20 protein-coding genes are annotated in these 24,597 nt (G+C 40.1%); all 20 read left to right on the top strand.

Translation table 11 applies throughout. The annotated features are described in order from the left end of the window. Nucleotides 1–86 precede the first annotated feature (86 nt). The 20 genes from BBI08_RS11010 to BBI08_RS10915 all read left to right on the top strand — a co-directional run bounded on the left by BBI08_RS11010 (nt 87) and on the right by BBI08_RS10915 (nt 24,559). Nucleotides 87–878 carry an undecaprenyl pyrophosphate synthase gene (locus tag BBI08_RS11010; protein WP_008497947.1) on the top strand — a complete coding sequence of 264 codons (792 nt, stop codon included), beginning with the start codon at nt 87–89 and terminating at the stop codon, nt 876–878. Further along, complete coding sequence (locus tag BBI08_RS11005; RefSeq protein WP_008497946.1) at nt 875–1,666, top strand: phosphatidate cytidylyltransferase; 792 nt, start codon at nt 875–877, stop codon at nt 1,664–1,666. The genes BBI08_RS11010 and BBI08_RS11005 overlap by 4 nt, the downstream gene beginning before the upstream one ends. Before the next feature lie 16 nt (nt 1,667–1,682). Further along, nucleotides 1,683–2,828: a 1-deoxy-D-xylulose-5-phosphate reductoisomerase gene (gene dxr, locus BBI08_RS11000; protein WP_008497945.1), complete on the top strand. Its 1,146-nt coding sequence runs from the start codon at nt 1,683–1,685 to the stop codon at nt 2,826–2,828. Between the two features lie 42 nt (nt 2,829–2,870). Beyond that, nucleotides 2,871–4,130 carry an RIP metalloprotease RseP gene (gene rseP, locus BBI08_RS10995; protein WP_065528090.1) on the top strand — a complete coding sequence of 420 codons (1,260 nt, stop codon included), beginning with the start codon at nt 2,871–2,873 and terminating at the stop codon, nt 4,128–4,130. 99 nt (nt 4,131–4,229) lie between these two features. Continuing rightward, on the top strand, nt 4,230–5,933 hold the full coding sequence (locus tag BBI08_RS10990) for a proline--tRNA ligase (RefSeq protein WP_008497944.1): 1,704 nt from the start codon (nt 4,230–4,232) through the stop codon (nt 5,931–5,933). Between the two features lie 129 nt (nt 5,934–6,062). Continuing rightward, complete coding sequence (locus BBI08_RS10985; RefSeq protein WP_065528089.1) at nt 6,063–10,370, top strand: PolC-type DNA polymerase III; 4,308 nt, start codon at nt 6,063–6,065, stop codon at nt 10,368–10,370. 126 nt (nt 10,371–10,496) lie between these two features. Further along, nucleotides 10,497–10,982, top strand: coding sequence for a ribosome maturation factor RimP (rimP, locus tag BBI08_RS10980; RefSeq protein WP_008497942.1), 486 nt, complete (start codon nt 10,497–10,499; stop codon nt 10,980–10,982). Nucleotides 10,983–11,002: 20 nt separating this feature from the next. Further along, the gene (gene nusA, locus BBI08_RS10975) at nt 11,003–12,130 is read left to right on the top strand and encodes a transcription termination factor NusA (RefSeq protein ID WP_008497941.1); all 1,128 of its coding nucleotides are present in this window, start codon (nt 11,003–11,005) and stop codon (nt 12,128–12,130) included. A 20-nt stretch (nt 12,131–12,150) separates the two neighbouring features. Then, a complete protein-coding gene (gene rnpM, locus BBI08_RS10970; protein WP_008430874.1) occupies nt 12,151–12,429 on the top strand; it encodes an RNase P modulator RnpM in 279 nt (92 codons plus the stop codon). Continuing rightward, nucleotides 12,429–12,773 (top strand): YlxQ family RNA-binding protein, encoded by a 345-nt coding sequence (locus tag BBI08_RS10965; RefSeq protein ID WP_008497939.1) that lies wholly within the window; start codon nt 12,429–12,431, stop codon nt 12,771–12,773. The genes rnpM and BBI08_RS10965 overlap by 1 nt, the downstream gene beginning before the upstream one ends. Continuing rightward, complete coding sequence (gene infB, locus BBI08_RS10960) at nt 12,751–15,093, top strand: translation initiation factor IF-2 (protein ID WP_008497938.1); 2,343 nt, start codon at nt 12,751–12,753, stop codon at nt 15,091–15,093. Before BBI08_RS10965 ends, infB begins: the two co-directional genes overlap by 23 nt. Continuing rightward, nucleotides 15,090–15,368: a DUF503 domain-containing protein gene (locus BBI08_RS10955; protein WP_008497937.1), complete on the top strand. Its 279-nt coding sequence runs from the start codon at nt 15,090–15,092 to the stop codon at nt 15,366–15,368. Before infB ends, BBI08_RS10955 begins: the two co-directional genes overlap by 4 nt. An 18-nt stretch (nt 15,369–15,386) precedes the next feature. Then, the gene (gene rbfA, locus BBI08_RS10950) at nt 15,387–15,737 is read left to right on the top strand and encodes a 30S ribosome-binding factor RbfA (protein ID WP_008430880.1); all 351 of its coding nucleotides are present in this window, start codon (nt 15,387–15,389) and stop codon (nt 15,735–15,737) included. A gap of 66 nt (nt 15,738–15,803) precedes the next feature. Further along, nucleotides 15,804–16,733 carry a tRNA pseudouridine(55) synthase TruB gene (gene truB / locus BBI08_RS10945; RefSeq protein WP_008497936.1) on the top strand — a complete coding sequence of 310 codons (930 nt, stop codon included), beginning with the start codon at nt 15,804–15,806 and terminating at the stop codon, nt 16,731–16,733. Between the two features lies 1 nt (nt 16,734). Beyond that, nucleotides 16,735–17,685, top strand: a complete 951-nt coding sequence (gene ribF / locus BBI08_RS10940; protein WP_008497935.1) for a riboflavin biosynthesis protein RibF — start codon at nt 16,735–16,737, stop codon at nt 17,683–17,685. 135 nt (nt 17,686–17,820) lie between these two features. After that, nucleotides 17,821–18,090 (top strand): 30S ribosomal protein S15, encoded by a 270-nt coding sequence (rpsO, locus tag BBI08_RS10935; RefSeq protein WP_008430885.1) that lies wholly within the window; start codon nt 17,821–17,823, stop codon nt 18,088–18,090. Between the two features lie 150 nt (nt 18,091–18,240). Then, entirely contained in the window at nt 18,241–20,358 is a 2,118-nt protein-coding gene (gene pnp, locus BBI08_RS10930) for a polyribonucleotide nucleotidyltransferase (RefSeq protein WP_008497934.1), read from the top strand. Between the two features lie 61 nt (nt 20,359–20,419). Further along, nucleotides 20,420–21,646, top strand: a complete 1,227-nt coding sequence (locus BBI08_RS10925) for a M16 family metallopeptidase (protein ID WP_065528088.1) — start codon at nt 20,420–20,422, stop codon at nt 21,644–21,646. Between the two features lie 80 nt (nt 21,647–21,726). Then, nucleotides 21,727–22,764 carry an aspartate-semialdehyde dehydrogenase gene (locus BBI08_RS10920; RefSeq protein ID WP_040850893.1) on the top strand — a complete coding sequence of 346 codons (1,038 nt, stop codon included), beginning with the start codon at nt 21,727–21,729 and terminating at the stop codon, nt 22,762–22,764. Nucleotides 22,765–22,891: 127 nt separating this feature from the next. Next, nucleotides 22,892–24,559 carry a ribonuclease J gene (locus BBI08_RS10915; RefSeq protein ID WP_008497932.1) on the top strand — a complete coding sequence of 556 codons (1,668 nt, stop codon included), beginning with the start codon at nt 22,892–22,894 and terminating at the stop codon, nt 24,557–24,559. The last annotated feature ends 38 nt before the right edge of the window (nt 24,560–24,597 follow it).

The raw sequence follows: 24,597 nt of genomic DNA, 5'->3' as shown, positions 1-24,597 counted from the left end.
TCTATTCTGAAAGAAGCGCACAATGCTATTTTTTTTGATATGATAAGCAATAGACATGCCGATTTGTAATAGGTGGAGGATTAACTATGTTTAATAAACTATTAAAAAGAAATACTGATGTGGTCATGGAAAATAAAGATCGCTCAGTTTTGATTCCAAATGAAGAAGTTCCAGCGCATATTGCAATCATTATGGACGGAAATGGCCGTTGGGCAAAAAAACGTTCATTGCCAAGAGTTGCTGGGCATCATGAAGGAATGAAGACAGTTCGCAAAGTGACAAAGCTTGCCAACGAACTAGGGGTAAGTGTATTAACTTTGTATGCATTTTCCACAGAAAACTGGAAACGTCCAAAAATTGAAGTGGATTTTTTGATGCGTTTGCCTGAAGAGTTCTTAACGACCTTTCTGCCCGAGTTAGTAAAAGAAAATGTGCGCGTAGAAATGATGGGGTACCATGAGAATTTGCCAACGCATACACTTAAAGCTATAAATAAGGCAAAAGAAGCGACAAAAAATAATACAGGACTTATATTAAATTTCGCATTAAATTATGGAAGTCGCGCAGAAATTGTTGATGCAGTTAAAGACATTGCAGCACAAGTAGCTGAAGGCACGTTAACGCTTGACGACATAAACGAAGACCTCATTACAGGAGGGCTAATGACAAAAGGCTTGCCTGAACCTGATTTATTGATTCGTACAAGTGGTGAAGTGCGTTTAAGTAATTTCATGCTTTGGCAATTGGCTTATACCGAGTTTTGGTTTACGGAAACCTTGTGGCCCGATTTTAATGAAGATTCCTTACTTGAAGCGATTCAAATTTACCAAAATCGTAATCGTCGGTATGGAGGGTTGAAAGGGGACGAAGTGAAATGAAACAACGGATCATAACAGGTGTTATCGCAGCGGCTTTTTTCATCCCTTTTGTTATTTATGGTGGTATTCCGTTTATTTTACTTGTGTATATGTTAGGAACTATAGCCTTGCAAGAACTTTTAAAAATGAAAGGCCGGAGCTTACGGAGTATTCCTGGCCTTATTTCTCTGATTGCATTATATGCATTTATGCTTCCTACTCAATGGGCGCAGCAAGTGTTTGAATGGACTGGCTACGAAAAAATTGAATTTGCCTTTTTAGCCGTCATTTTACTTTTGATACATACAGTAATTGTGAAAAACAGTTTTACTTTTGATGATGCAGCATTTGCTATTATGGGTACTTTATATGTAGGTATTGGCTTCTTTTACTTTATCGAAACGCGTGAAGCAAGCCTTAGTTACCTAATATTTGCTTTGTTAATTGTCTGGTTTACTGATTCAGGCGCTTATTTTACAGGACGTAAAATCGGCAAGCGGAAACTGTGGCCGGAAATTTCGCCAAATAAAACGGTTGAAGGATTTGTTGGTGGAATTATTTGGGCGATTGGAATTGCATTGATCTTTAATTATTTTATCCCATTAAACCATTCCGTTATATTAATCGTAGTAGTGACTATAATTGCCTCTGTTTTTGGTCAAATGGGTGATTTAGTAGAATCTGCGTTGAAGAGACATTTTAACGTGAAAGACTCAGGAACGATTTTACCAGGACACGGCGGAATATTGGATCGCTTTGATAGTATTTTGTTTGTGATGCCTTTGCTTCACTTTTTACATTTCATCTAAGAGAGGAAATTGCTGAATGGTTAAGAAAATTATTTTGCTGGGTGCTACAGGGTCGATTGGTGTGCAAACAGCTGACATTATCCGAGAACATCCGCATGAATTTACTTTAGTTGGATTTGCTGCTGGAAAAAACATGGACATTACACGTAAACTGATCGCGGAATTCAAACCTGAAATTGTTTGTATTCAACAACCAGAAGACGCAAAAACACTAGCAGCTGAATACCCGAGTGTGTCGTTTGTGAGCGGTGCCAAAGGTCTGATCGAAATCGCTGTTTACGATGCGGATGTCCTTGTCAATGCAGTACTTGGTAGTGTTGGTCTCGAGCCTACATTAGAAGCAATCAAGCTTGGCCGGACCATCGCTATTGCAAATAAAGAAACGCTCGTAACAGCAGGTCATTTAGTTATGGATAGCGCTAGAGATTATGGTGCAGATATATTGCCGGTTGACAGTGAACACTCGGCACTTTTTCAAGCGTTAAACGGCGAAAAGAAAGAGCAAGCCAGTCGATTAATCTTAACGGCCTCTGGTGGTAGCTTCCGTGATTTAACACGTGAACAATTGAAAAACGTCTCTGTTCAAGATGCATTAAATCACCCAAACTGGTCGATGGGGTCGAAAATTACGATTGATTCAGCCACTATGGTCAACAAAGGATTAGAAGTCATCGAAGCTCATGTGCTATTTGATTTTGCATATGCGGATATTGATGTTGTACTTCACCGAGAAAGTATTATTCATTCGATGGTCGAATTCCAAGATACAAGCGTTATGGCGCAACTTGGCACTCCGGATATGCGTGTACCGATTCAATATGCTTTGTCTTATCCGGATCGCTTTCCGCGTCCTGAGGCAAAACGACTAAACTTAGCAGAAATTGGTCAATTGAATTTCAAAGAAATGGACTATAAACGCTTCCGTGCATTGCAATTGGCATTTGATGCTGGAAATGCAGGTGGAACCATGACGACAGTATTAAATGCTGCGAACGAACAAGCCGTAGCATTATTCCTTAATGAAGAAATTACGTTTTTGCAAATTGAGGAAATGATTGAACGTGCAATGGATCAACATGAAGTTTTAGCTAATCCAGATTTAGAAACGATTTTGCATGTAGATGCTGAAACAAGAAAATTCGTTAAAAAAATGCTAAAATAACTAAAGATCAAAACCGAATAAGTTTATAAAGGTGGGTTCAAAATGGAAACGGTTATCTCGTTTATAATAATTTTCGGTGCTTTAGTATTTTTCCATGAATTTGGTCATTTTCTTTTCGCAAAACGGGCGGGCATTTTAGTTCGTGAATTTGCAATTGGGATGGGTCCGAAAATTTTGGGCATTACCAAAGGAGAAACGCTTTACACATTACGGTTGTTGCCAATAGGCGGCTATGTGCGCATGGCAGGCGAAGATATGGACACCATCCATATTCAGGCAGGCCATCGCATCGGTATTTTATTGAACAAAGAAGGATTAGCTAAAAAAATAATCATGAATCAAAAGAATGTTTATCCTGAAATTCTGTTTTTAGAAGTAGAAGAAGCAGATTTGGAAAAAGAGCTTTGGATTAAAGGTTATGACGAAGAAGAAAAATTAATGCGTATTGATGTAGCACGTGACGCTGTTGTCGAGGAAAATGGCAGAGAAATTATTTTAGCTCCATATGATCGACAATTTGATTCGAAAACAGTAGGCAAGCGATTTATGACGATTTTTGCAGGTCCGCTTTTCAATTTCATTTTAGCGTTTCTTATTTTTACAGCACTTGGCATGATGCAAGGCATCCCTACTTTTGAACCTGTGATAACTGAAGTGACAGAAGAAAGTCCGGCAGCTGAAGCGGGAATGCAAAATGGTGATTTGGTAACCTCAATCGAAGGAGATGCAATTGCTACATGGGACGAGTTAGTTGAATCTGTTCAAAACAATGCGGGAAATCCGCTAGCTTTTGAAGTAGAACGCGACGGTGAGCCGTTAGACTTTACCATTACTCCTGAAGTTGCAGAGCAATCTGCTGAAGAGGTTGGTGTTATTGGTGTTCTATACCAAAGCCCGATGGAAAAAGATTTTCTTGGTTCATTCGCATATGGTGCTGAACGAACCATCTTTTGGTTCAAAGAAATATTCCGTCTATTAGGAATGCTTGTAACAGGGCAATTTACAATTGATGCCTTGTCAGGTCCTGTAGGGATTTACAAAACGACTGAAGAAGTTGCCAAATATGGTTTCTTCACGTTGATGAGCTGGGCTGGTATGTTGAGTATCAATCTTGGTATTATGAACTTGCTTCCATTACCAGCACTTGATGGTGGACGTTTAATGTTCTTTATCGTTGAAGCATTACGTGGCAAACCGGTAGATCGGCAAAAAGAAGGAATGGTCCATTTTGTCGGGATTATGCTACTTATGCTACTCATGCTCGTTGTCACTTGGAATGATATTCAAAAATATTTCTTTTAAAATAAGCAATTGAGCAACAGTGGACAGGCGATTTATTGCCTGTCCTGAACTTTTAATACTTTACTAAAAATTTTATAGTCAGTTGAGGTGTATTCTGGAATGAAACAAACAGCAACGTTTATCCCGACTTTACGCGAAACTCCAGCCGATGCAGAAGTAAGATCGCATCAGTTATTATTACGCGCAGGCTTTATCCGTCAAAACACGAGTGGTATTTACTCGTTTTTACCACTTGGCAAACGTGTACTTCAAAAAGTTGAAACCGTGATTCGCGAAGAAATGGAAGCTGCTAATAGCGTCGAAATCTTCATGCCTGCACTTCAACAAGCTGAATTATGGCAAGAATCTGGTCGTTGGTATTCTTATGGCGACGAATTGATGCGTTTGAAAGATCGCAATGATCGTGAATTTGCACTAGGTGCAACTCATGAAGAAGTCATTACGAGCTTATTGCGTGATGAGATTAAATCTTACAAAAAATTACCTTTGAATTTGTTCCAAATTCAATCGAAATTTAGAGATGAAAAACGTCCCCGCTTTGGCTTGTTACGTGGCCGTGAATTCTTAATGAAAGATGCTTATTCGTTCCATGCGACGACTGAAAGTTTAGATGAAACGTATGACGTAATGATGCAAGCATATACGAATATCTTTACACGTCTTGGACTAAATTTCCGCGCAGTTATTGCGGATTCAGGTGCGATTGGTGGAAAAGACAACCATGAGTTTATGGTGTTGTCGGAAATTGGCGAAGATACAATTGCTTATTCGGACACTTCTTCATATGCAGCGAATATCGAAATGGCTGCAGTTAACGTAAATTATCCAGTTTCAGACGAAACTCCTGAAACGATGGAAAAAGTTGCAACTCCAGGCAAGAATACGATTACAGATGTTGCAGAGTTTTTTGAAACGACTGCTGATAAGTGTATTAAAACAATGGTCTTTAAAGCGGATGATGAATTGGTCATCGTTTTAGCAAGAGGTGATCATGAAGTCAACGACGTTAAAGTGAAGCACGCAACAGGCGCTAAAATTATTGAGATGGCAACAGCTGAAGACGTACAGCAATTATTAAGTTGTGATATTGGTTCACTTGGTCCTGTAAATTTACCTGCGGATATTCGTTTATTTGCTGATCACGCAGTGGAAAACATCGTTAATGGAATTGCTGGAGCTAACGAAAGCGGCTATCATTATAAAAATGTTACACCAGGAAAAGATTTTACAGTTCCTGCTTTCCACGACTTACGCTTTATCCAAGAAGGAGATGCCTCTCCAGACGGACAAGGAACAATTCAATTTGCTAAAGGCATTGAAGTAGGTCACATTTTCAAATTGGGCACAACATACAGTATTCCGTTAAAAGGTACGTTCTTAAACGATCAAGGCAAATCGATGCCTTATATTATGGGATGTTACGGAATCGGTGTATCGCGTGTGCTGGCTGCAGTTGCAGAACAATTCCAAGACGAAAATGGTTTTACATGGCCAGATGTTGTTGCTCCTTATGAAGTTCATTTAGTACCGGTTAATGTTAAAGACGACACGCAGCGTGAGCTTGGCGAAGAACTGTATTCGTTATTAAAAGAAAACCGTTACGAAGTATTACTTGATGACCGCAAAGAACGGGCGGGTGTGAAATTTGCAGATGCAGACTTGATCGGATTACCAATCCGTATCACAATTGGTAAAAAAGCTGCAGAAGGCATTTTAGAAGTTAAAATACGTCGTACAGGTGAAACATTTGAATGGACGCGTGACGAAGTACTTGAGAAAATACAGCAGTTTTTTAAAAAATAATAACGAAATCTGATATGATGAAAGGAAAGTACATTATGTACTTTCCTTTCTTTTTCTGCCTGCTTCAGAAGATCCTGAAAGAACTTAAGCTAGCACTTTTCTTAAATCACTACCATGAAGGGGATAATTATGACAAACGAGCAAGACTCTAAGATGCGATTCAAATTGCTGCTTCAGCATCTCGAACTAACGGACGATGTACACATGCCCTTTTTCGAAGAGGCTGAATTGACACGGATGACCGTCCATAAAAAAGAGCGATCGTGGAAATTTATTGTGAAATTGAAGAATATCTTGCCGATTGACTTGTATTTATTATTAAAAGAACGTCTATATAGCACATTTTCTCCAATTGCTCGAGTTCAATTAAACATTGAAACGGCACAAGAAACGGCACAGGAAAACTTAGTATTATCTTATTGGAAGTACGCTGTTGAAGAATTGGCAGACATGGCACCGCCACTACGTGAGCGGTTATTGTCGCAAGCTCCAGTCTGGAACGGCAATAAATTATTATTACAATGCAGTCATGAACACGAAATGATGGCATTAAAATCAAAATACAGTGATAAATTAGCGGGAGTTTACCGTCAGTTTGGATTTCCACACGTAGCCATTGATTTCCAACTATCAGACGAAAATCAAGAAGCCGCTCATGCAGCTTTCATGGCAGAACGTTTGCGCGAAGAAGAAGAAATGGCGAAAAAAGCATTGTCGGATATGAAAAAGCGAGAAACCAGCCAGAAAGAAAATGGAGCTCCTTCAGGACCATTCCAAATGGGTTCTGCGATCAAACCGGATGAAAATATCGTTGATATTAAATCTATTGTTGATGAAGAGCGCCGAGTGACTATCGAAGGTTATGTCTTTGATGCTGAAGTTCGTGAACTACGAAGCGGACGTTCATTATTAACGGTTAAAATAACCGATTATACCGATTCGATTCTTGTGAAAATGTTCTCGCGTGATAAAGAAGATGCTGAATTAATGGCCAATGCGAAAAAAGGCATGTGGCTAAAAGCACGTGGCTCGATTCAAACGGATACTTTTGTTCGAGATTTGGTCATGATGGCGCAAGATATGGTGGAAATCAAACCAGAACTTCGACGAGATACGGCTGAAGAAAAACGTGTTGAATTGCATTTGCACACACCAATGAGTCAAATGGACGCTGTTTCGTCTGTTGATTCTTTAGTAAGTCAAGCCGCCAAATGGGGTCATCCTGCTATCGCCATTACCGATCATGCTGGTGTGCAATCATTTCCGGATGCTTACGCAGCCAGTAAAAAACATGGCATTAAAGCAATTTTTGGATTAGAAGCGAATTTAGTAGATGATGGTGTACCGATTGCGTATGAAGAGCGCCATGCACTATTAGAAGAAGAAACCTTCGTGGTGTTTGACTTAGAAACCACAGGTTTATCAGCTGTTTACGATACCATCATTGAGCTAGCTGCTGTAAAGATTAAAGGCGGTCAAATCATCGATAAGTTCGAAAGTTTTGCAAACCCGCATCATGAATTGTCATCGACGACTATTGATTTAACTGGGATTACGGATGACATGGTGAAGAATGCACCGGAAGTGGAAGAAGTTATTCGCAAATACCATGACTGGGCAGGAGACCATATTATGGTTGCTCATAACGCATCATTTGATATGGGCTTCTTGTATGTTTGCTACAAAAAATACGGCATTGATACCGTACATGCTACAATCGATACCTTAGAATTAGCGCGTATGCTTCACCCTGAATTGAAAAATCATCGTCTAAATACATTAGCTAAAAAGTTTGGTATTGAGCTAACACAGCATCACAGAGCCATCTACGATACAGAAGCTACTTCGTATTTGCTGACACATCTTTTAAAAGAAGCTGATCAAAAAGGCATTTTGTATCACGATCAATTAAATGATTATGTAGGTAGTGGCGATGCGTATAAACGATCGCGTCCGACTCACTGTACACTGCTCGCGCAAAACGACGAAGGATTGAAAAACCTTTTTAAACTGGTATCTGCTTCGCATATCAATTATTTCTACCGAGTGCCGCGTATTCCACGTTCATTATTGCAAAAGCATCGAAAAGGACTGCTAGTAGGTTCAGGGTGCGATAAAGGCGAAGTATTTGAAGCAGTTATGCAAAAATCGATGGAAGAAGTCGAAAAGACTGCTCAATTTTATGATTATTTAGAAGTTCATCCGAAAGAAGTTTATTCACATTTAATCGAACGAGAAATGATTCGAGATGAATGGAATTTAGAAGACATTATCCGCAAACTCGTAAAAATTAGTCGCAAATTAGAGATTCCGTTAGTGGCGACTGGCAATGTTCATTACCTTGATGAGACAGATGCCATTTTCCGTCAAGTATTAATTGGATCTCAAGGTGGCGCGAATCCATTGAACCGTACGAAATTGCCAAAAGTACATTTTAGAACAACAAATGAAATGCTAGACGCGTTTGATTTTCTTGGCAGTGAAACGGCACATGAACTTGTGGTAGCCAATTCTTTGAAAATTTCTGACATGATTGATGTCGTGAAACCGATCAAAGATGAACTATATACACCGAAAATTGAAGGCGCTGATGAGGAAGTCCGGGAGCTTAGCTATAATATGGCTCGACAAATTTATGGCTTACCGTTACCTGAAATTGTAGAAGCGCGGATTGAAAAAGAACTTAAATCCATTATCGGTCACGGATTTGCGGTTATTTACTTGATTTCACACAAACTTGTTAAAAAATCGTTAGATGACGGCTACTTAGTTGGTTCGCGTGGTTCGGTTGGGTCTTCTTTAGTTGCGACATTAACTGAAATCACAGAAGTAAACCCGTTGCCGCCGCATTATATTTGTAGAAAATGCAAAAAATCTGAGTTTTTTGATGATGGGTCAGTCAGTTCAGGATTTGATTTGAAAGATAAAAACTGTCCAGACTGTGATATTCCGTATCAAAAAGAAGGTCAAGATATTCCGTTTGAAACGTTTTTAGGATTTAAAGGAGATAAAGTTCCCGATATCGATTTAAACTTTAGTGGTGAGTATCAGTCCAAAGCTCACAACTATACAAAAGAGTTATTTGGTGAAGGTAATGTTTTCCGTGCCGGAACGATTGGGACAGTTGCAGAAAAGACGGCTTATGGTTATGTCCGTGGCTATGCAAACGACCGAGATATGACAATTCGTGGCGCAGAAATCGATCGACTTGTGCAAGGTTGTTCAGGCGTTAAACGGAGCACTGGTCAGCACCCAGGGGGAATTATTGTTGTTCCAGATTATATGGACATTTATGATTTCTCGCCGATTCAATTCCCTGCAGATGCACAGGATTCCGAATGGAAGACGACTCATTTTGACTTCCATTCGATTCACGATAATTTATTAAAACTGGATATTCTCGGACATGATGATCCGACAGTAATTCGTATGCTGCAAGATTTATCTGGAATAGACCCGAAAACCATCCCTACCGACGATCCGGAAGTCATGAAGATTTTCGCCGGACCGGAAACGCTTGGCGTAACGAAAGAACAAATTGGCTGCAAGACCGGTACACTAGGTATTCCTGAGTTTGGTACGCGTTTTGTCCGTCAAATGCTTGAAGAAACAAAGCCGAATACGTTTTCGGAGCTGGTTCAGATTTCGGGACTGTCTCACGGGACGGATGTTTGGTTAAGTAACGCGCAGGAATTGATTCAAAATGGTACTTGTCAGCTGTCAGATGTAATTGGTTGTCGAGATGACATTATGGTTTACTTGATTTATCAAGGATTAGAGTCTTCACTAGCATTTAAAATTATGGAATCCGTTCGAAAAGGGAAAGGCTTAACACCTGAATTTGAAGAAGCGATGAAAAAAGAAGGTGTACCAAACTGGTATATCGAATCTTGTAAAAAGATTAAGTACATGTTCCCGAAAGCCCATGCGGCTGCCTATGTATTAATGGCTGTTCGTATTGCTTATTTCAAAGTTCATTTCCCGATTCTTTATTACGCAGCATACTTTACCGTTCGGGCTGAAGATTTTGATGTCAATGCAATGTCCAAAGGGTCGCAATCGATTCGTTCAGTAATTGACGACATCAATTCCAAAGGTCTAGAAGCTTCAACCAAAGAGAAAAACTTATTAACGGTTATGGAACTAACGCTTGAAATGGTAGAGCGGGGCTATACTTTCCAGAAAGTAGATTTATATAAATCTTCTGCTGATCAATTTATTATTGAAGGAAAGAGTTTGATTCCGCCGTTTAATGCTATCCCAGGATTAGGAACTAATGCAGCGAAATCAATCGTAGCTGCACGGGAGCATGGAGAATTTTTATCGAAAGAAGATCTGCAACAACGTGGTCGTGTTTCAAAAACAATCATCGAATACATGGATGATCACGGGTGCTTAGAAGGTATGCCAGATGCGAATCAGCTGTCACTGTTCTAGTCAGTTGCACCATGGCGCGGTTTATGGTATTATTGTAGTAACATTTACTGAATAGCTCTGTCGCAGAAGAGTGGGTTCTCCCGCTCTTTTCTGTTTGTTATGGCGAAAAAATAGCGGGAGGCATGTATGAGCAAAATCACAGAACAAATCGAGCAGATAGCACAACCAATTACGAGTGAACTAGGACTAGAACTTGTGGACGTGGAATTTTTAAAAGAAGGCCGCGATTGGTTTTTACGAGTGTTTGTAGACAATCCAGAAGCACCAATTGATATTGAACAATGTGCTTTAGTAAGTGAAAAACTAAGTGGGATTTTGGATGAATTAGATCCAATTGAACAAAACTATTTCTTGGAAGTTTCATCTCCAGGAGCAGAACGTCCGTTGAAGAAAGAAAAAGATTTTGAAAAAGCGATCGGTAAATTCATTTACATCAAGACGTATGAACCTGTTGAAGATGCAAAAGAGTTTGAAGGTTATTTGAAATCTTTCGATGATGAACAAGTAGAAATTGAAATTAAAATCAAAACACGCAGAAAAATAATCAGCATTGCAAAAAACAAAATTGCAGTTATCCGTTTGGCCATTGATTTTTCTGTAAAACCTGATTGAAGAACCTGGGAGTGAATAAAATGAGCAGTGAGTTATTGGATGCTTTTGAAGTATTGGAAAAACAAAAAGGAATTTCGCGTGAAGTTTTAATTGAAGCGATTGAAGCAGCTTTAGTAACAGCATACAAACGAAATTTTAACCAAGCACAAAATGTTCGTGTGGATTTAAATTTAAACACGGGAACGATGCTAGTGTATTCTCGTAAAGATGTTGTAGAGGAAGTTGAAGATGAGCGTCTTCACATTTCGTTGGAAGATGCAAAAGTCATCAACCCTGCATATGAACTTGGAGATGTAGTAGAGGAAGAAGTAACACCTCGTAACTTCGGTCGTATTGCGGCTCAAACAGCAAAACAAGTTGTGACTCAGCGCGTACGTGAAGCTGAACGTGGCTTGATCTTTGAAGAGTTTGTTGATCGCGCAGATGATATCGTTAATGGTATTGTCGAACGCATGGACGCTCGCAATTTATACGTTGGACTTGGCAAAGTTGAGGCTGTGCTTCCTCAGACAGAACAAATGCCAAATGAACATTACAAACCACATGATCGCATTAAAGTCTACATCACTAAAGTAGAACGCACGACACGCGGACCACAAGTGTTTGTTTCACGCACACATCCAGGACTACTGCGCCGTTTATTCGAAAACGAAGTGCCTGAAATTTATGATGGCATTGTTGAGATCAAGTCAATCGCACGTGAAGCAGGAGACCGCTCAAAAATCTCGGTTTTTGCTCATCGCGATGATATCGATCCAGTAGGTTCATGTGTTGGATCTAAAGGTGGCCGTGTTCAAACAATCGTTAACGAGTTAAGCGGAGAAAAAATTGATATCGTAGAATGGTCAGAAGAACCAGTTGTATTTGTAGCTAATGCACTTAGCCCATCTAAAGTATTAGATGTACAAGTAAACGAAGAAGCAAAATCGACAACTGTTGTTGTGCCTGATTATCAACTATCTCTTGCTATCGGTAAACGTGGACAAAATGCTCGTTTAGCAGCAAAATTAACAGGCTGGAAAATCGACATTAAGAGTGAAACAGATGCACGTGAACTTGGGATTTATCCAAACGAGAATTCTAGCATCGAATTAGTAGAATCTGGTGAAGAACTGGATGACTTTGATTTTTACGAAGATAAAGAATAACGTAGAAAAGGTGATGTCCGTTGGCTCTACAAAAGAAAATTCCATTACGGAAGTGTGTAGCTACAGGCGAGATGCATCCTAAAAAAGAAATGACCCGCGTTGTCCGTTCAAAAGAAGGCGAAGTATCCGTCGATTTGACAGGCAAAAAGTCAGGACGCGGCGCATATCTTTCGAAATCGGAAGATGCCATCGCGACTGCGCGCAAAAAGAAAGTGCTGGACAAGCAATTAGAAGTTAAGGTTCCAGACGAAATTTATGATGAGTTAATTCGCGTCGTTCTTAGAGAGCAGTTGAAATAATGACCAAAGAAAAAGTCCTTCAATTACTGGGATTAGCTACACGTGCAAGAATGACCATTTCTGGTGAAGAAATGTCCGTGAGCGAAGTTCGAAAAGGTAAAGCAAAATTAGTGATTCTTTCTGAAGATGCTTCAGACAATACAAGTAAGAAATTGCATGATAAATGCAAATCGAACGGTGTAGAAATCCGTGTTTTTGGATCCCGTTACGAGTTGGGACATGCGATAGGTAAGGAAGAGCGAGTAGTGATTGCAATCACAGATTCAGGATTTGCAAAAAAACTAATCAGCTTGATTGAAGAAATTAATCGGGGGCGAGCAGATGACCAAAATTCGAGTACATGAATACGCGAAAAAAGTAGATAAGCCAAGTAAAGAAATCATCAATGAATTGTCAAAACTAAATGTCAAAGTTCAAAACCATATGGCAACATTAGAAGATTCAGATGTAACAAAATTAGACGGCATTTATAAAAATGCTGGAGCTGGGCAACGTCCAACAGCACAATCACGTCCAGCAAGCCAGTCACGTCCAGCGCAAGGCCAACGTCCATCAGGACAAGGAAGCCAGTCACGACCAGCGCAAGGCCAACGTCCATCAGGACAAGGAAGCCAGTCACGACCGTCACAAGGCCAACGCCCATCAGGACAAGGAAGCCAGTCGCGTCCAGCAGCAGCTCCAAGTCAAGGACAATCCCGTTCACAAGGGAATGGTCAACGTCCAACGACACCAGCAAAATCTGGTTCGAACTTTACACCAAAAGCAGCGAAGCCATCAGCGGGACCGGGTCAGCGTTCTTCAGGACGTCCAGGCGGCGGAAACCGTAACGGATTCCAAAACCGCAAAGGGAAAGGCAAACAGCAACAACCAGTAAATCCATTGCCGCCTATGCCTAAAAAAGAAAAGGAACTGCCGGCTAAAATCACGTTTAGTGAGTCATTAACGGTAGCTGAACTTGCAAAAAAATTAGGACGCGAGCCGTCTGAAATTATCAAAAAATTATTCATGCTTGGTGCAATGGCTACCATTAACCAAGAATTAGATAAAGATACAATTGAATTGATTTGTGCTGAATATGAGGTTGAAGTGGAAGAAGAGATCTTAGTTGATAAAACAGATCTTGAAGTTTACTTTGAGCCAGAAGATGAAAGCCTAAACGAAGAGCGTCCGCCAGTTGTTACGATCATGGGTCACGTTGACCACGGTAAAACAACTTTGCTAGATTCTATTCGTCACACAAAAGTTACTGCTGGCGAAGCAGGCGGAATCACACAACATATTGGTGCTTACCAAGTTGTCGATAACGGCAAAAAAATCACGTTCCTAGATACTCCTGGTCACGCAGCGTTTACAACAATGCGCGCACGAGGAGCTAAAGTAACAGATCTTGCGATTATCGTTGTAGCAGCTGATGACGGCGTTATGCCACAAACAGTTGAAGCAATTAACCATGCAAAAGCAGCAGAAGTTCCAATCATTATTGCAGTTAACAAAATGGATAAGCCAAGTGCAAATCCGGATCGTGTTATGCAAGAATTGACTGAACATGGACTTGTTGCAGAAGCATGGGGCGGCGACACAATTTTCGTTCCGATTTCTGCTTTGTCTGGAGACGGTATCGATTCACTACTTGAAATGGTTCTTCTCGTGTCAGAAGTTGGCGAACTAAAAGCGAACCCTGCACGTCGTGCGATTGGTACAGTAATTGAAGCAGAGCTGGATAAAGGCCGCGGTTCAGTAGCTACGCTTCTAGTACAAGATGGAACATTAAAAATTGGAGATCCGATTGTTGTCGGAAATACATTTGGTCGTGTTCGTGCGATGGTATCTGATACAGGTCGCCGTGCTAAAGAAGCAGGCCCTTCTACACCAGTTGAAATTACGGGATTGAACGATGTACCTCAAGCTGGAGACCGTTTTGTTGTCTTTGAAGATGAGAAAACAGCTCGCCAAGTTGGAGAAACACGTGCAACTTCAGCACTTCAAGTTCAACGTTCTGAGAAAACACGTGTGACACTTGATAACTTGTTTGATCAATTAAAACAAGGCGAAATGAAAGAACTTAACTTAATCGTCAAAGCTGACGTTCAAGGGGCAGTTGAAGCAATGGCTGCATCTCTTCTGAAACTTGATGTTGAAGGCGTTAATGTGAAAATCATTCATACAGGCGCTGGTGCGATTACAGAATCTGATATTTCATTGGCAGCTGCGTCAAATGCCATTGTTATCGGCTTTAACGTTCGTCCTGATGCAAACGCTAAACGCGCTGCTGAAGCTGAAGGTGTAGATATTCGCTTACACCGTATCATTTATAAAGTTATCGAAGAAATTGAATTTGCCATGAAAGGATTGCTTGATCCTGAATTTGAAGAAAAAATTATTGGACAAGTAGAAATCCGTAGCACGTTTAAAGTTTCTAAAGTTGGAACAATTGCCGGAAGTTATGTAACAGAAGGTAAAATCACTCGCGATAGTGGAGTCCGTGTTATTCGTGATGGTATCGTCGTATTTGAAGGCGAAATCGACACGTTGAAACGTTTTAAAGACGATGCTAAAGAAGTAGCAAAAGGATACGAATGTGGGATTACGATTAAAAACTTCAATGATGTCAAGGAATTGGACATTATCGAAGCTTACGTTATGGAAGAAATCAAACGTAAATGATCCTTTACATGGAATGCGAATTTTTCATTCCAACGGCACATTCGTTAAAAGATAAGCGGGCAGTTGTTAAAAGCATGCTGACCCGTAGTAGACAAAAATTCAATGTTTCTGCTGCAGAGATTGATCACCAAAATGTATGGCAGCGAACCCGTCTCGCTTTTGTTCTTGTCTCTTCATCGAAAGAAGTGGCAGATAAGGAAATGGCACAGGTTCTCTACTATTTGGAAAGCAATCCTGCGTGGGAATGCTTAGAGATTGAAAAAGAATATTTGTAAGAACGAGGTGGACTATCAATGACAATGCGCGCGAATCGTGTAGCTGAGCAGATGAAAAAAGAGCTTAGTGATATCATCAGTCGAAAACTGAAAGATCCACGTATCGGATTTGTCACTGTAACAGATGTTGAAGTTACAGGAGATCTCCAGCAGGCAACTGTATATATCAGCGTATTAGGCGAAGATCATGCAAAAGAACAGACATTGCTTGGGTTAACGAAGTCAAAAGGATTTATCCGTTCTGAAATTGGACAACGAATCCGTCTCCGTAAAACTCCTGAACTGTCTTTTGAAATCGACTCATCGGTTGCATATGGCAATCGGATTGATACATTATTGCGTGATATTCAAGAACCAAAAGAAGATTAAAAAAAAGCCCGCTGTCTATAATAGATAGTGGGCTTTTTTTGCATCAAGCAAAGGGGTTAAAATGATATGGCGTTAAACGGAATTTTACCGTTATGGAAAGAAAAAGGAATGACTTCACACGACTGTGTTTTTAAATTGAGAAAAATTTTGCAAACAAAAAAGGTAGGACATACAGGCACTCTAGATCCTGAAGTAGACGGCGTGTTGCCAATTTGTATCGGTAGCACCACAAAAGTAGCGGAGTATATTACCGACCAAGGAAAGACCTATGAAGCGGAAGTGACGATTGGGTATTCAACTGAAACAGAAGACGCTACGGGCGAAACTGTGGATACAGACCCATCAGAAAAAGTCATCACACGCGAACAAGTAGAAGAGGTGTTGCTTCAATTAACAGGGAACATTAAGCAAATTCCACCCATGTATTCGGCCGTTAAGGTAAATGGCAAAAAATTATACGAATATGCACGTCAAGGAATTCCTGTTGAGCGACCAGAGCGAACAGTCCGAATCGACTCAATCGAATTGATGGATGACGATAGTCAGTGGTCTGGTCAGCAAATCAAATTCAATATTCGCATACGTTGTGGAAAAGGAACTTATATCCGCACCTTGGCTGTGCAAATAGGGCAAGCTTTAGGATACCCTGCGCATATGTCTAGACTGACACGGACAGAATCGGGGAAATTCAGCCAACAGGATTGCATAACACTTGCTGAAGTGGCTGAACTTGCTCAAAATGGACATATCGGTGATGTTTTGAAACCGCTAAGTTATGGCTTAAGTCTGTTTCCTTTCATGGAAATTGAATCTAAACAGATTTTTGCTGTGAAAAATGGACAAGTACTTGCACGGCACTCTATACTCGACCAAATGGGATTTGTCGTATTGACGTATAAAGGACAGCCTGTAGCACTTTACAAAAATCATCCTGAAAAAGCGGACAAAATGAAACCTGAAAAAATGTTCGGTTTTCCGACAGCAGACGAGGTGTAGTATGGAAATTATTCATTTAAACTATCCGAATCATGTGAAACCTGATTTTGAAACGGGTCCTTTATCATTGGCACTTGGATTTTTTGATGGGGTACATAAAGGTCACCAGCGCGTTATAGGTGAAGCCATTAAAAAAGCTGAACAACAAGGGATTAAATCAGCAGTGATGACTTTTGATCCGCATCCTTCACTGGTTCTCGGTGGAAGAAAAGAAGAAGTTTTCTATATAACTCCTATGCAGCAAAAAATGGATATTTTAGAAGACATGAATGTAGATTATTGCTTTATCATTCGATTTACTTCGGAGTTTGCCAAATTGACGCCAGAAGAATTTATCGAGTTTTTTATTACAGGTTTAAATGCAAAACATGTCACAGCTGGTTTTGACTTTTCATTTGGCTGTAAAGGAAAAGGCGATATGGGATTGATGAAACAGATGAGCGAAGGTCGTTATGGCGTTACGGTAGCTGATAAGTTAGAAGAAGGCGATGAAAAAATTAGCTCGACCCGCATTCGTGAATTGTTAAAGCAAGGCGAAACCGGGAAAGTATGTCAGTTGCTCGGACGACCTTTCCGAGTTTTAGGCACGGTTGTAAATGGTGACAAACGAGGACGGACAATTGGATTTCCAACAGCTAACGTAGAACCTGAACTTGGTGCAGTCGTGCCAAGTCGGGGCGTTTATGCGGTGAAAATTCGAGTGCAAGGCGACGTGTATAACGGAGTCTGCAATATTGGCTACAAACCAACATTTAATAATCCAGATGTCAAAAAACAAGTGATTGAAGTTCATATTCTTGAGTTTGACAAGTCAATTTACGGAGAAATGGTTGAAGTTGAATGGCATGACCGCATCCGCGATGAGCAAAAATTTTCAGGAATTGACGAGTTGAAACAACAAATACAGCGCGATAAAGTAACGGCTGAACAAATATTCAGTCGGACAAATTAACCTGTGCAGTTGATTTTAAAAATGCCTTATGCTATTATTTATGAGTACTAAAAGTACAAACCGTTGCTTGGCAAATCGAATCACCAACGTTTGCTCGGTAATTGGGGATATCAGAAATTAGGAGGTGGAAACAGTATGGCAATCACACAAGAACGCAAAAATGAATTGATTAGCGAATACAAAGTGCACGACACTGATACTGGGTCTGCAGAGATTCAAATCGCTATTCTTACAGAAGACATCAACAACTTGAATGAGCACTTACGTACTCACAAAAAAGATCATCACTCACGTCGTGGTCTATTCAAAATGGTTGGACGCCGTCGTAACTTGCTAAAATACTTACGTGAAAACGAAGTAGCTCGCTACCGTGAGTTAATCGCAAGACTTGGCCTACGCCGTTAATAGTAAACAGTAAAAGCGGGATTCGTCCCGCTTTTTCTTTATGGATAAAACTTTAAACTATCGCATCGCATACTGGATGCTTTTTTGATACACTACTTTATGGATACATATAGTATATAGATACATGGTAATAGAGAGGAGCTCGATATTATGGAGCAAACAAAAAAAGTCTACACACTAGATTGGGCAGGCCGCGAATTACAAGTAGAGGTTGGCCAATTAGCAAAACAAGCAAATGGGGCTGCATTAATCCGTTATGGTGATACAGCAGTCTTATCAACTGCAACAGCATCAAAAACGCCAAAGCCATTAGATTTCTTCCCGTTAACTGTAAACTACGAAGAACGTCTTTATGCAGTTGGTAAAATTCCAGGTGGATTCATTAAACGTGAAGGACGTCCGTCTGAAAAAGCGACGTTAACAAGCCGTTTAATCGATCGTCCAATTCGTCCATTATTCCCAGACGGTTTCCGTAATGAAGTTCAAGTTATTTCGATGGTTATGTCTGTAGATCAAGATTGCCCATCTGAAATGGCTGCAATGTTCGGATCTTCATTAGCTCTTATGATTTCGGATATTCCTTTTGGCGGACCCATTGCTGGCGTAATCGTTGGATTGATCGACGGTCAGTATATTATTAACCCAACAAACGATCAGCTTGAGCAAAGCTCAATCAACTTAATCGTAGCTGGAACAAAAGATGCGATTAACATGGTTGAAGCAGGAGCAAAAGAAGTTTCTGAAGAAATCATTTTAGAAGCAATTATGTTCGGTCACGAAGAGATTAAGAAATTGATCGCTTTCCAAGAACAAATTGCTGAAGAAGTTGGTAAAGCAAAATCTGACATCAAACTATATGAATTGGATGCAGAATTGACATCATCTCTTAAAGACGCTGTTGAAACTGATTTGAACACAGCTGTTCAAATTAACGAAAAACAAGCGCGCAACGAAGCAATTGATGAAGTCAAAGCACGCGCTATGGCAGCATATGAGGAATCTGACGATGCTGTTAAAAAACAAGCAGGTCAAATTTTAGATAAAATGGTGAAAGATGAAGTTCGTCGCTTAATCACAGACGAAAAAATTCGTCCGGATGGCCGTGGACCTTCTGAAATCCGCCCATTGTCTTCTGAAGTTGGCATTTTGAATCGTACGCACGGTTCTGGTCTATTTACGCGTGGGCAAACGCAAGCGATGAGCATTTGTACGCTAGGTGCTTTAGGTGATGTTCAAATCATCGATGGTCTTGGGATTGAAGATACAAAACGCTTTATGCACCATTACAACTTCCCATTGTTCTCGGTTGGTGAAACTGGATTCCTTCGTGGACCAGGACGCCGAGAAATCGGTCACGGGGCACTTGGTGAGCGCGCATTAGAAGCTGTTATTCCAAATGAAAAAGATTTCCCTTACACAATTCGTCTTGTTGCAGAAGTACTTGAATCGAACGGTTCAACTTCACAAGCAAGTATTTGTGCTTCAACACTTGCAATGATGGATGCAGGTGTACCTTTGACAGCTCCAGTTGCAGGTATTGCAATGGGTCTAGTGAAAAAAGGCGATAACTATACTGTATTATCTGATATCCAAGGTATGGAAGATCATCTTGGCGATATGGACTTTAAAGTAGCGGGTACTGCAAAAGGCATTACTGCTCTTCAAATGGACATCAAGATTGACGGTCTTTCTCGTGAAATTTTAGAAGAAGCCTTGACTCAAGCTCAAATTGGCCGTATCCACATTTTAGAATCAATGTTGGCGACAATTGCTGAACCAAGAACAACTCTTTCTAAATACGCACCGAAAATCATTATGGTGAAGATCAACCCAGACAAGATCCGCGATGTTATTGGACCTGGTGGTAAAGTGATCAACAAAATCATTGATGAAACTGGCGTTAAAATTGATACTGAGCAAGACGGTACAATCTTTATTTCATCTGTTGATGAAGAAATGAACGCAAAAGCGAAAGCAATGATTGAAAATATCGTTCGCGAGGCGAAAGTCGGCGAATATTACGAAGGTAAAGTGAAACGTATCGAGAAGTTTGGCGCATTCGTTGAATTGTTCCCAGGTAAAGATGGACTGCTTCACATTTCTGAAATCCAAGAAGAACGGACAAAAGAAGTGGAAGACGTGCTGAAAATGGATCAAATCATCCAAGTCAAAGTAATTGAAATTGACCGTCAAGGCCGTGTAAACTTATCACGTAAAGTTGTTTTGAAAGAACAAAAAGAAGCAGCTGAAAAACAAAACCAAGAATAACGTTAACCATACAAATTGCCGACTTTGTCGGCAATTTTTTACTATGAGGAGGAACATGCACATGGTGACTACACAGACTTGCAAAAATGGATTGCGCATTGTTTCCGAACAAATCCCACATTTTCATTCTGTCGCAATGGGTGTCTTTGTAAACAACGGCTCCCGAGATGAATTGCCAGAAGAAAATGGCATTACCCATTTTATCGAACATATGCTGTTTAAAGGAACAGATTCCCGAACAGCTAAAGAAATCGCTCGTGAATTTGATCGTATTGGCGGCGATATTAATGCTTATACGTCAAAAGAATATACATGCTACTATGCCAAAGTATTAGATCATCATGCAGAACACGCAGTAACAGTGCTTGCAGATATGTTTTTCAATTCTCAAATGGATCCAGAAGAATTTGATAAAGAACGTCAAGTTATTCTTGAAGAAATTAGCATGACGGAAGATATGCCTGATGACGATGTTCATGAACAGCTTTGGCGTGTTATGTATCCGCAAAATTCAATTGGCGCACCGATACTTGGAACTGCTGAAACTTTAGCGGGATTTACACCAGAGAAAATTCGTGATTATATGGACCGCCACTACACGCCAGCAAACACTGTGGTATCAGTAGCAGGGAATATCACTCCGGCGTTATTAGAGAAGATTGAATCGTTATTTGGGGACTTTGAAAAAGAAGAAAGCCCCAAAAAATATGAACTTCCTAATTTCACGTCGGGCTATTCATTAAAAAACAAAGAAACGGAACAAGGTCATTTATGCCTTGGTTATCCCGGCTTATCTTTAAACGATCCAGATATTTATAATGTTACGGTGTTAAACAATATCATTGGGGGCTCTATGTCTTCAAGGTTGTTCCAAGAAATTAGAGAGAAACGAGGTCTAGCTTACTCTATTTTCTCTTATCATTCGGCGTATTCTGACCACGGAACTTTAGCAATATACGGAGGAACTTCAGATGAGCAAATGGCTGAAATGCAACAAGTCATTTTAAGCTTACTAAAAGAACTAAAAAATGGTGGTATAACAGAGCAGGAAATCACAGATTCCAAAGAGCAGTTAAAAGGCAGTTTAATGCTTGGACTTGAAAGTACTAGCGCACGCATGAGCCGCAACGGCAGACATGAATTGCTACTAGGAAAACACCAGTCATATGAAGAAGTATTGACACAAATCGACCAAGTTTCACTCGAAAAAGTAATGGAACTATTAGAAATTCTAGTAGAAACACCAGCTATTTCTATAATCCGACCGAAAGAAGCTTCCTTAGTTTAAGGAAGCTTTTTTGTGTTTTCTATTCCTGTAGCAGACTAAATTATGTTACAATAACTCAAATCATCATAGAGGGAGCGAATATTTTGAAAACATATAACGTGGCAATTATGGGAGCAACAGGAGCAGTTGGTCAGCAAATGAAAGAACAATTGGAGAAACGAAAATTCCCGATAAAAGATATCGTCTTTTTGTCTTCTAGTCGTTCTGCTGGAAAAGAAATTGAATTCAATGGCAAAAGCTATACAGTGCAAGAAGCAAAGCCAGAATCGTTTGAAGGCATCGATATCGCGTTGTTTAGTGCCGGTGGCAGTGTTTCAGAGAAGTTTGCACCGGAAGCTGTTAAACGCGGAGCAATTGTCATTGATAATACGAGCGCATTCCGTATGGACAAAGAAGTACCGCTAGTTGTACCTGAAGTAAACAAAGATGATTTACGTTTGCACAAAGGTATTATTGCTAACCCAAACTGTTCTACGATTCAAATGGTTTGTGCGTTACAGCCATTAAAAGAATTGTACGGTATGACAAAGGTTGTCGTTTCTACCTATCAAGCTGTGTCAGGTGCTGGAATTGATGCGATTAATGAGTTGAAATCGCAAGCTGCTGATTTTGATAATGCAAAAAATGCAGAAGCAAAAGTGTTGCCGGTTAAATCAGCTGAACATCATTACCCGATTGCTTTTAATGTGGTTCCGCAAATCGATCAATTCACTGACAATGGTTATACATTTGAAGAAATGAAAATGATCAATGAAACGAAAAAAATACTGCATGATGATTCTTTAGCAGTGGCAGCAACGTGTGTACGTTTACCGGTAGTCACTGGTCATTCAGAATCTGTCTATGTAGAACTAGAAAAAGCAGCAACTGTCGATCAAGTTAAACAAGCAATGATCGATGCGCCAGGTGTTGAACTAATGGACGACCCTTCAAATCAAATTTACCCGATGCCATTAATGACGGCTGGACTAGATGATGTGTTTGTTGGGCGTATTCGTCAGGATTTAGATAACCCGAATGGCTTCCACCTATGGGTCGTTTCGGATAATTTGGTTAAAGGCGCAGCTTTAAATTCTGTCCAAATTGCTGAAGCGTTAATCGAGGAAAATATTATTTGATCCCGAACAATAGTCGTTAAAAATGACCGGCCAATGTGTCGGTTTATTTTTTCTTTGGACTGTTTCCGGTGATTCCCGTATAATGAAGTCTATGGATGTGTACGGGTGAATTTTAGGAGGAAATAAATTGAGTAAAATTAAAAATGAAGTAATAAGAGTTATCCCTTTAGGCGGCGTCGGCGAAATCGGCAAAGCTATGTATGTAATTGAAATTGACGAAGATTTGTTTGTCGTAGACAGCGGATTGATGTTCCCGGAAGATGAGATGCTTGGCGTGGATATCGTCATTCCGGATATGACTTTCTTAGTAGAAAACAAAGATCGCGTGAAAGGTGTTTTCTTAACACACGGACATGAAGATGCGATTGGATCAATCGCTTATTTATTGAAAAAAATCCAAGTGCCTGTTTATGGATCGAAATTAACAATTGCATTGGCTAAAGAACATATTAAAGAACAAGGTTCTTTAAAACATGTGAAGTTTTTTGAGGTTACGAACAAAAGCCGCATGAACTTTGATAAAACACATGTGACTTTTTTCCATACAACACATAGTATTCCTGACGCATTAGGCATTGTCTTCCACACATCAGAAGGCGCAATTGTGCATACGGGCGAATTTAAATTCGACCAATCAGCTAAAGGTAGCTATAAGCCTGATATCGCAAAAATGGCGAAATTAGGAGAAGATGGCGTCTTGATGCTGTTGTCTGATTCAACAGAAGCAGAACGTCCAGGTTATACAACATCAGAAATTGTTGTGGCTGACCATATTTTGTCTGCTTTTCTAGCAGCTGAAGGCCGTGTACTTGTATCATTGTATTCATCAAACTTTATCCGCATCCAGCAGGTATTTGATATTGCGGCAGCGACAGGTAAAAAGGTTGCAGTAGCAGGTAGAAGTCTTGAGAGCAGCTACGAAGTCGGTTTAAGACTTGGGTATTTGACTGTTGATGAAGACACGGTTATTTCATTGAAGGACTTGGAAAACTATCGAGATGATGAAGTTGTTATTATCGTTACAGGTAACCAAGGTGAACCACTAGAAGCACTGGATAAAATGGTTCGCAAGCAACACAAAGACGTTAAGATCAAAGCAACGGACACAGTATTAATCACATTCACACCATCACCCGGTATGGAAGTTCCGATGTTCCAAACAATGAACAAATTGGCGAAAGCTGGAGCAAACGTGTTGACTTCAAGTAAAAAAGTTCACGTTTCGGGCCATGGCAGTCAAGAAGATTTGAAAATGATGCTGAATATGATGAAGCCAAAGTATTTCATTCCAATTCAAGGTGAATACAAAATGCTCATTGCGCATTCTAAATTAGCCCAACAAGTTGGTTTGAACAAGTCTGAAATTTTTATCGCAGATAAAGGCGATATCGTAGAATATAAAGGTGGCAAAGTTCGCATGAGCGGACGTGTTACAGCTGGAAATGTGTTAATTGATGGAATTGGTATAGGCGATGTCGGAAATATCGTACTTCGCGATCGTAAATTACTATCACAAGATGGTATTTTCATTGTCGTAGTTACATTAAACCGTAAAGAGAAGAAGATTGCATCTGGTCCGGAAATGATTTCACGCGGGTTCGTCTATGTTCGTGAATCAGAGGAACTTATGGAAGAATCGACGCGTCTTGTTCGTAAAGTCGTTGAAAAATACGTCACTAGAGATGCATTTGAGTGGAACAATATTAAACAAGAAATTCGTGACACATTGAATTCTTATTTGTTCCAACAAACAAAACGTCGTCCAATGATTATCCCAATTATTATGGAATACTAAGAAAAAAGTAAAAGGATTTCCATACCGATTTTATCGGA

This window comes from Planococcus halocryophilus (genome assembly GCF_001687585.2).
Lineage (GTDB): Bacteria > Bacillota > Bacilli > Bacillales_A > Planococcaceae > Planococcus > Planococcus halocryophilus.
Note: the sequence above shows the minus strand (reverse complement) of the source record. Positions and strands in the feature narration are given on the sequence as shown.

Bases quoted from the DNA above. Each gene is read 5' to 3' on its own strand.
- BBI08_RS10990 (WP_008497944.1), top strand. From the start codon at position 4,230: ATGAAACAAACAGCAACGTTTATCCCGACTTTACGCGAAACTCCAGCC.
- BBI08_RS10955 (WP_008497937.1), top strand. From the start codon at position 15,090: ATGATCCTTTACATGGAATGCGAATTTTTCATTCCAACGGCACATTCG.
- BBI08_RS11005 (WP_008497946.1), top strand. From the start codon at position 875: ATGAAACAACGGATCATAACAGGTGTTATCGCAGCGGCTTTTTTCATC.
- rimP (WP_008497942.1), top strand. From the start codon at position 10,497: ATGAGCAAAATCACAGAACAAATCGAGCAGATAGCACAACCAATTACG.
- nusA (WP_008497941.1), top strand. From the start codon at position 11,003: ATGAGCAGTGAGTTATTGGATGCTTTTGAAGTATTGGAAAAACAAAAA.
- ribF (WP_008497935.1), top strand. From the start codon at position 16,735: ATGGAAATTATTCATTTAAACTATCCGAATCATGTGAAACCTGATTTT.
- BBI08_RS11010 (WP_008497947.1), top strand. From the start codon at position 87: ATGTTTAATAAACTATTAAAAAGAAATACTGATGTGGTCATGGAAAAT.
- truB (WP_008497936.1), top strand. From the start codon at position 15,804: ATGGCGTTAAACGGAATTTTACCGTTATGGAAAGAAAAAGGAATGACT.
- BBI08_RS10965 (WP_008497939.1), top strand. From the start codon at position 12,429: ATGACCAAAGAAAAAGTCCTTCAATTACTGGGATTAGCTACACGTGCA.
- rbfA (WP_008430880.1), top strand. From the start codon at position 15,387: ATGACAATGCGCGCGAATCGTGTAGCTGAGCAGATGAAAAAAGAGCTT.
- dxr (WP_008497945.1), top strand. From the start codon at position 1,683: ATGGTTAAGAAAATTATTTTGCTGGGTGCTACAGGGTCGATTGGTGTG.
- rpsO (WP_008430885.1), top strand. From the start codon at position 17,821: ATGGCAATCACACAAGAACGCAAAAATGAATTGATTAGCGAATACAAA.
- BBI08_RS10925 (WP_065528088.1), top strand. From the start codon at position 20,420: ATGGTGACTACACAGACTTGCAAAAATGGATTGCGCATTGTTTCCGAA.
- infB (WP_008497938.1), top strand. From the start codon at position 12,751: ATGACCAAAATTCGAGTACATGAATACGCGAAAAAAGTAGATAAGCCA.
- BBI08_RS10985 (WP_065528089.1), top strand. From the start codon at position 6,063: ATGACAAACGAGCAAGACTCTAAGATGCGATTCAAATTGCTGCTTCAG.
- rseP (WP_065528090.1), top strand. From the start codon at position 2,871: ATGGAAACGGTTATCTCGTTTATAATAATTTTCGGTGCTTTAGTATTT.
- pnp (WP_008497934.1), top strand. From the start codon at position 18,241: ATGGAGCAAACAAAAAAAGTCTACACACTAGATTGGGCAGGCCGCGAA.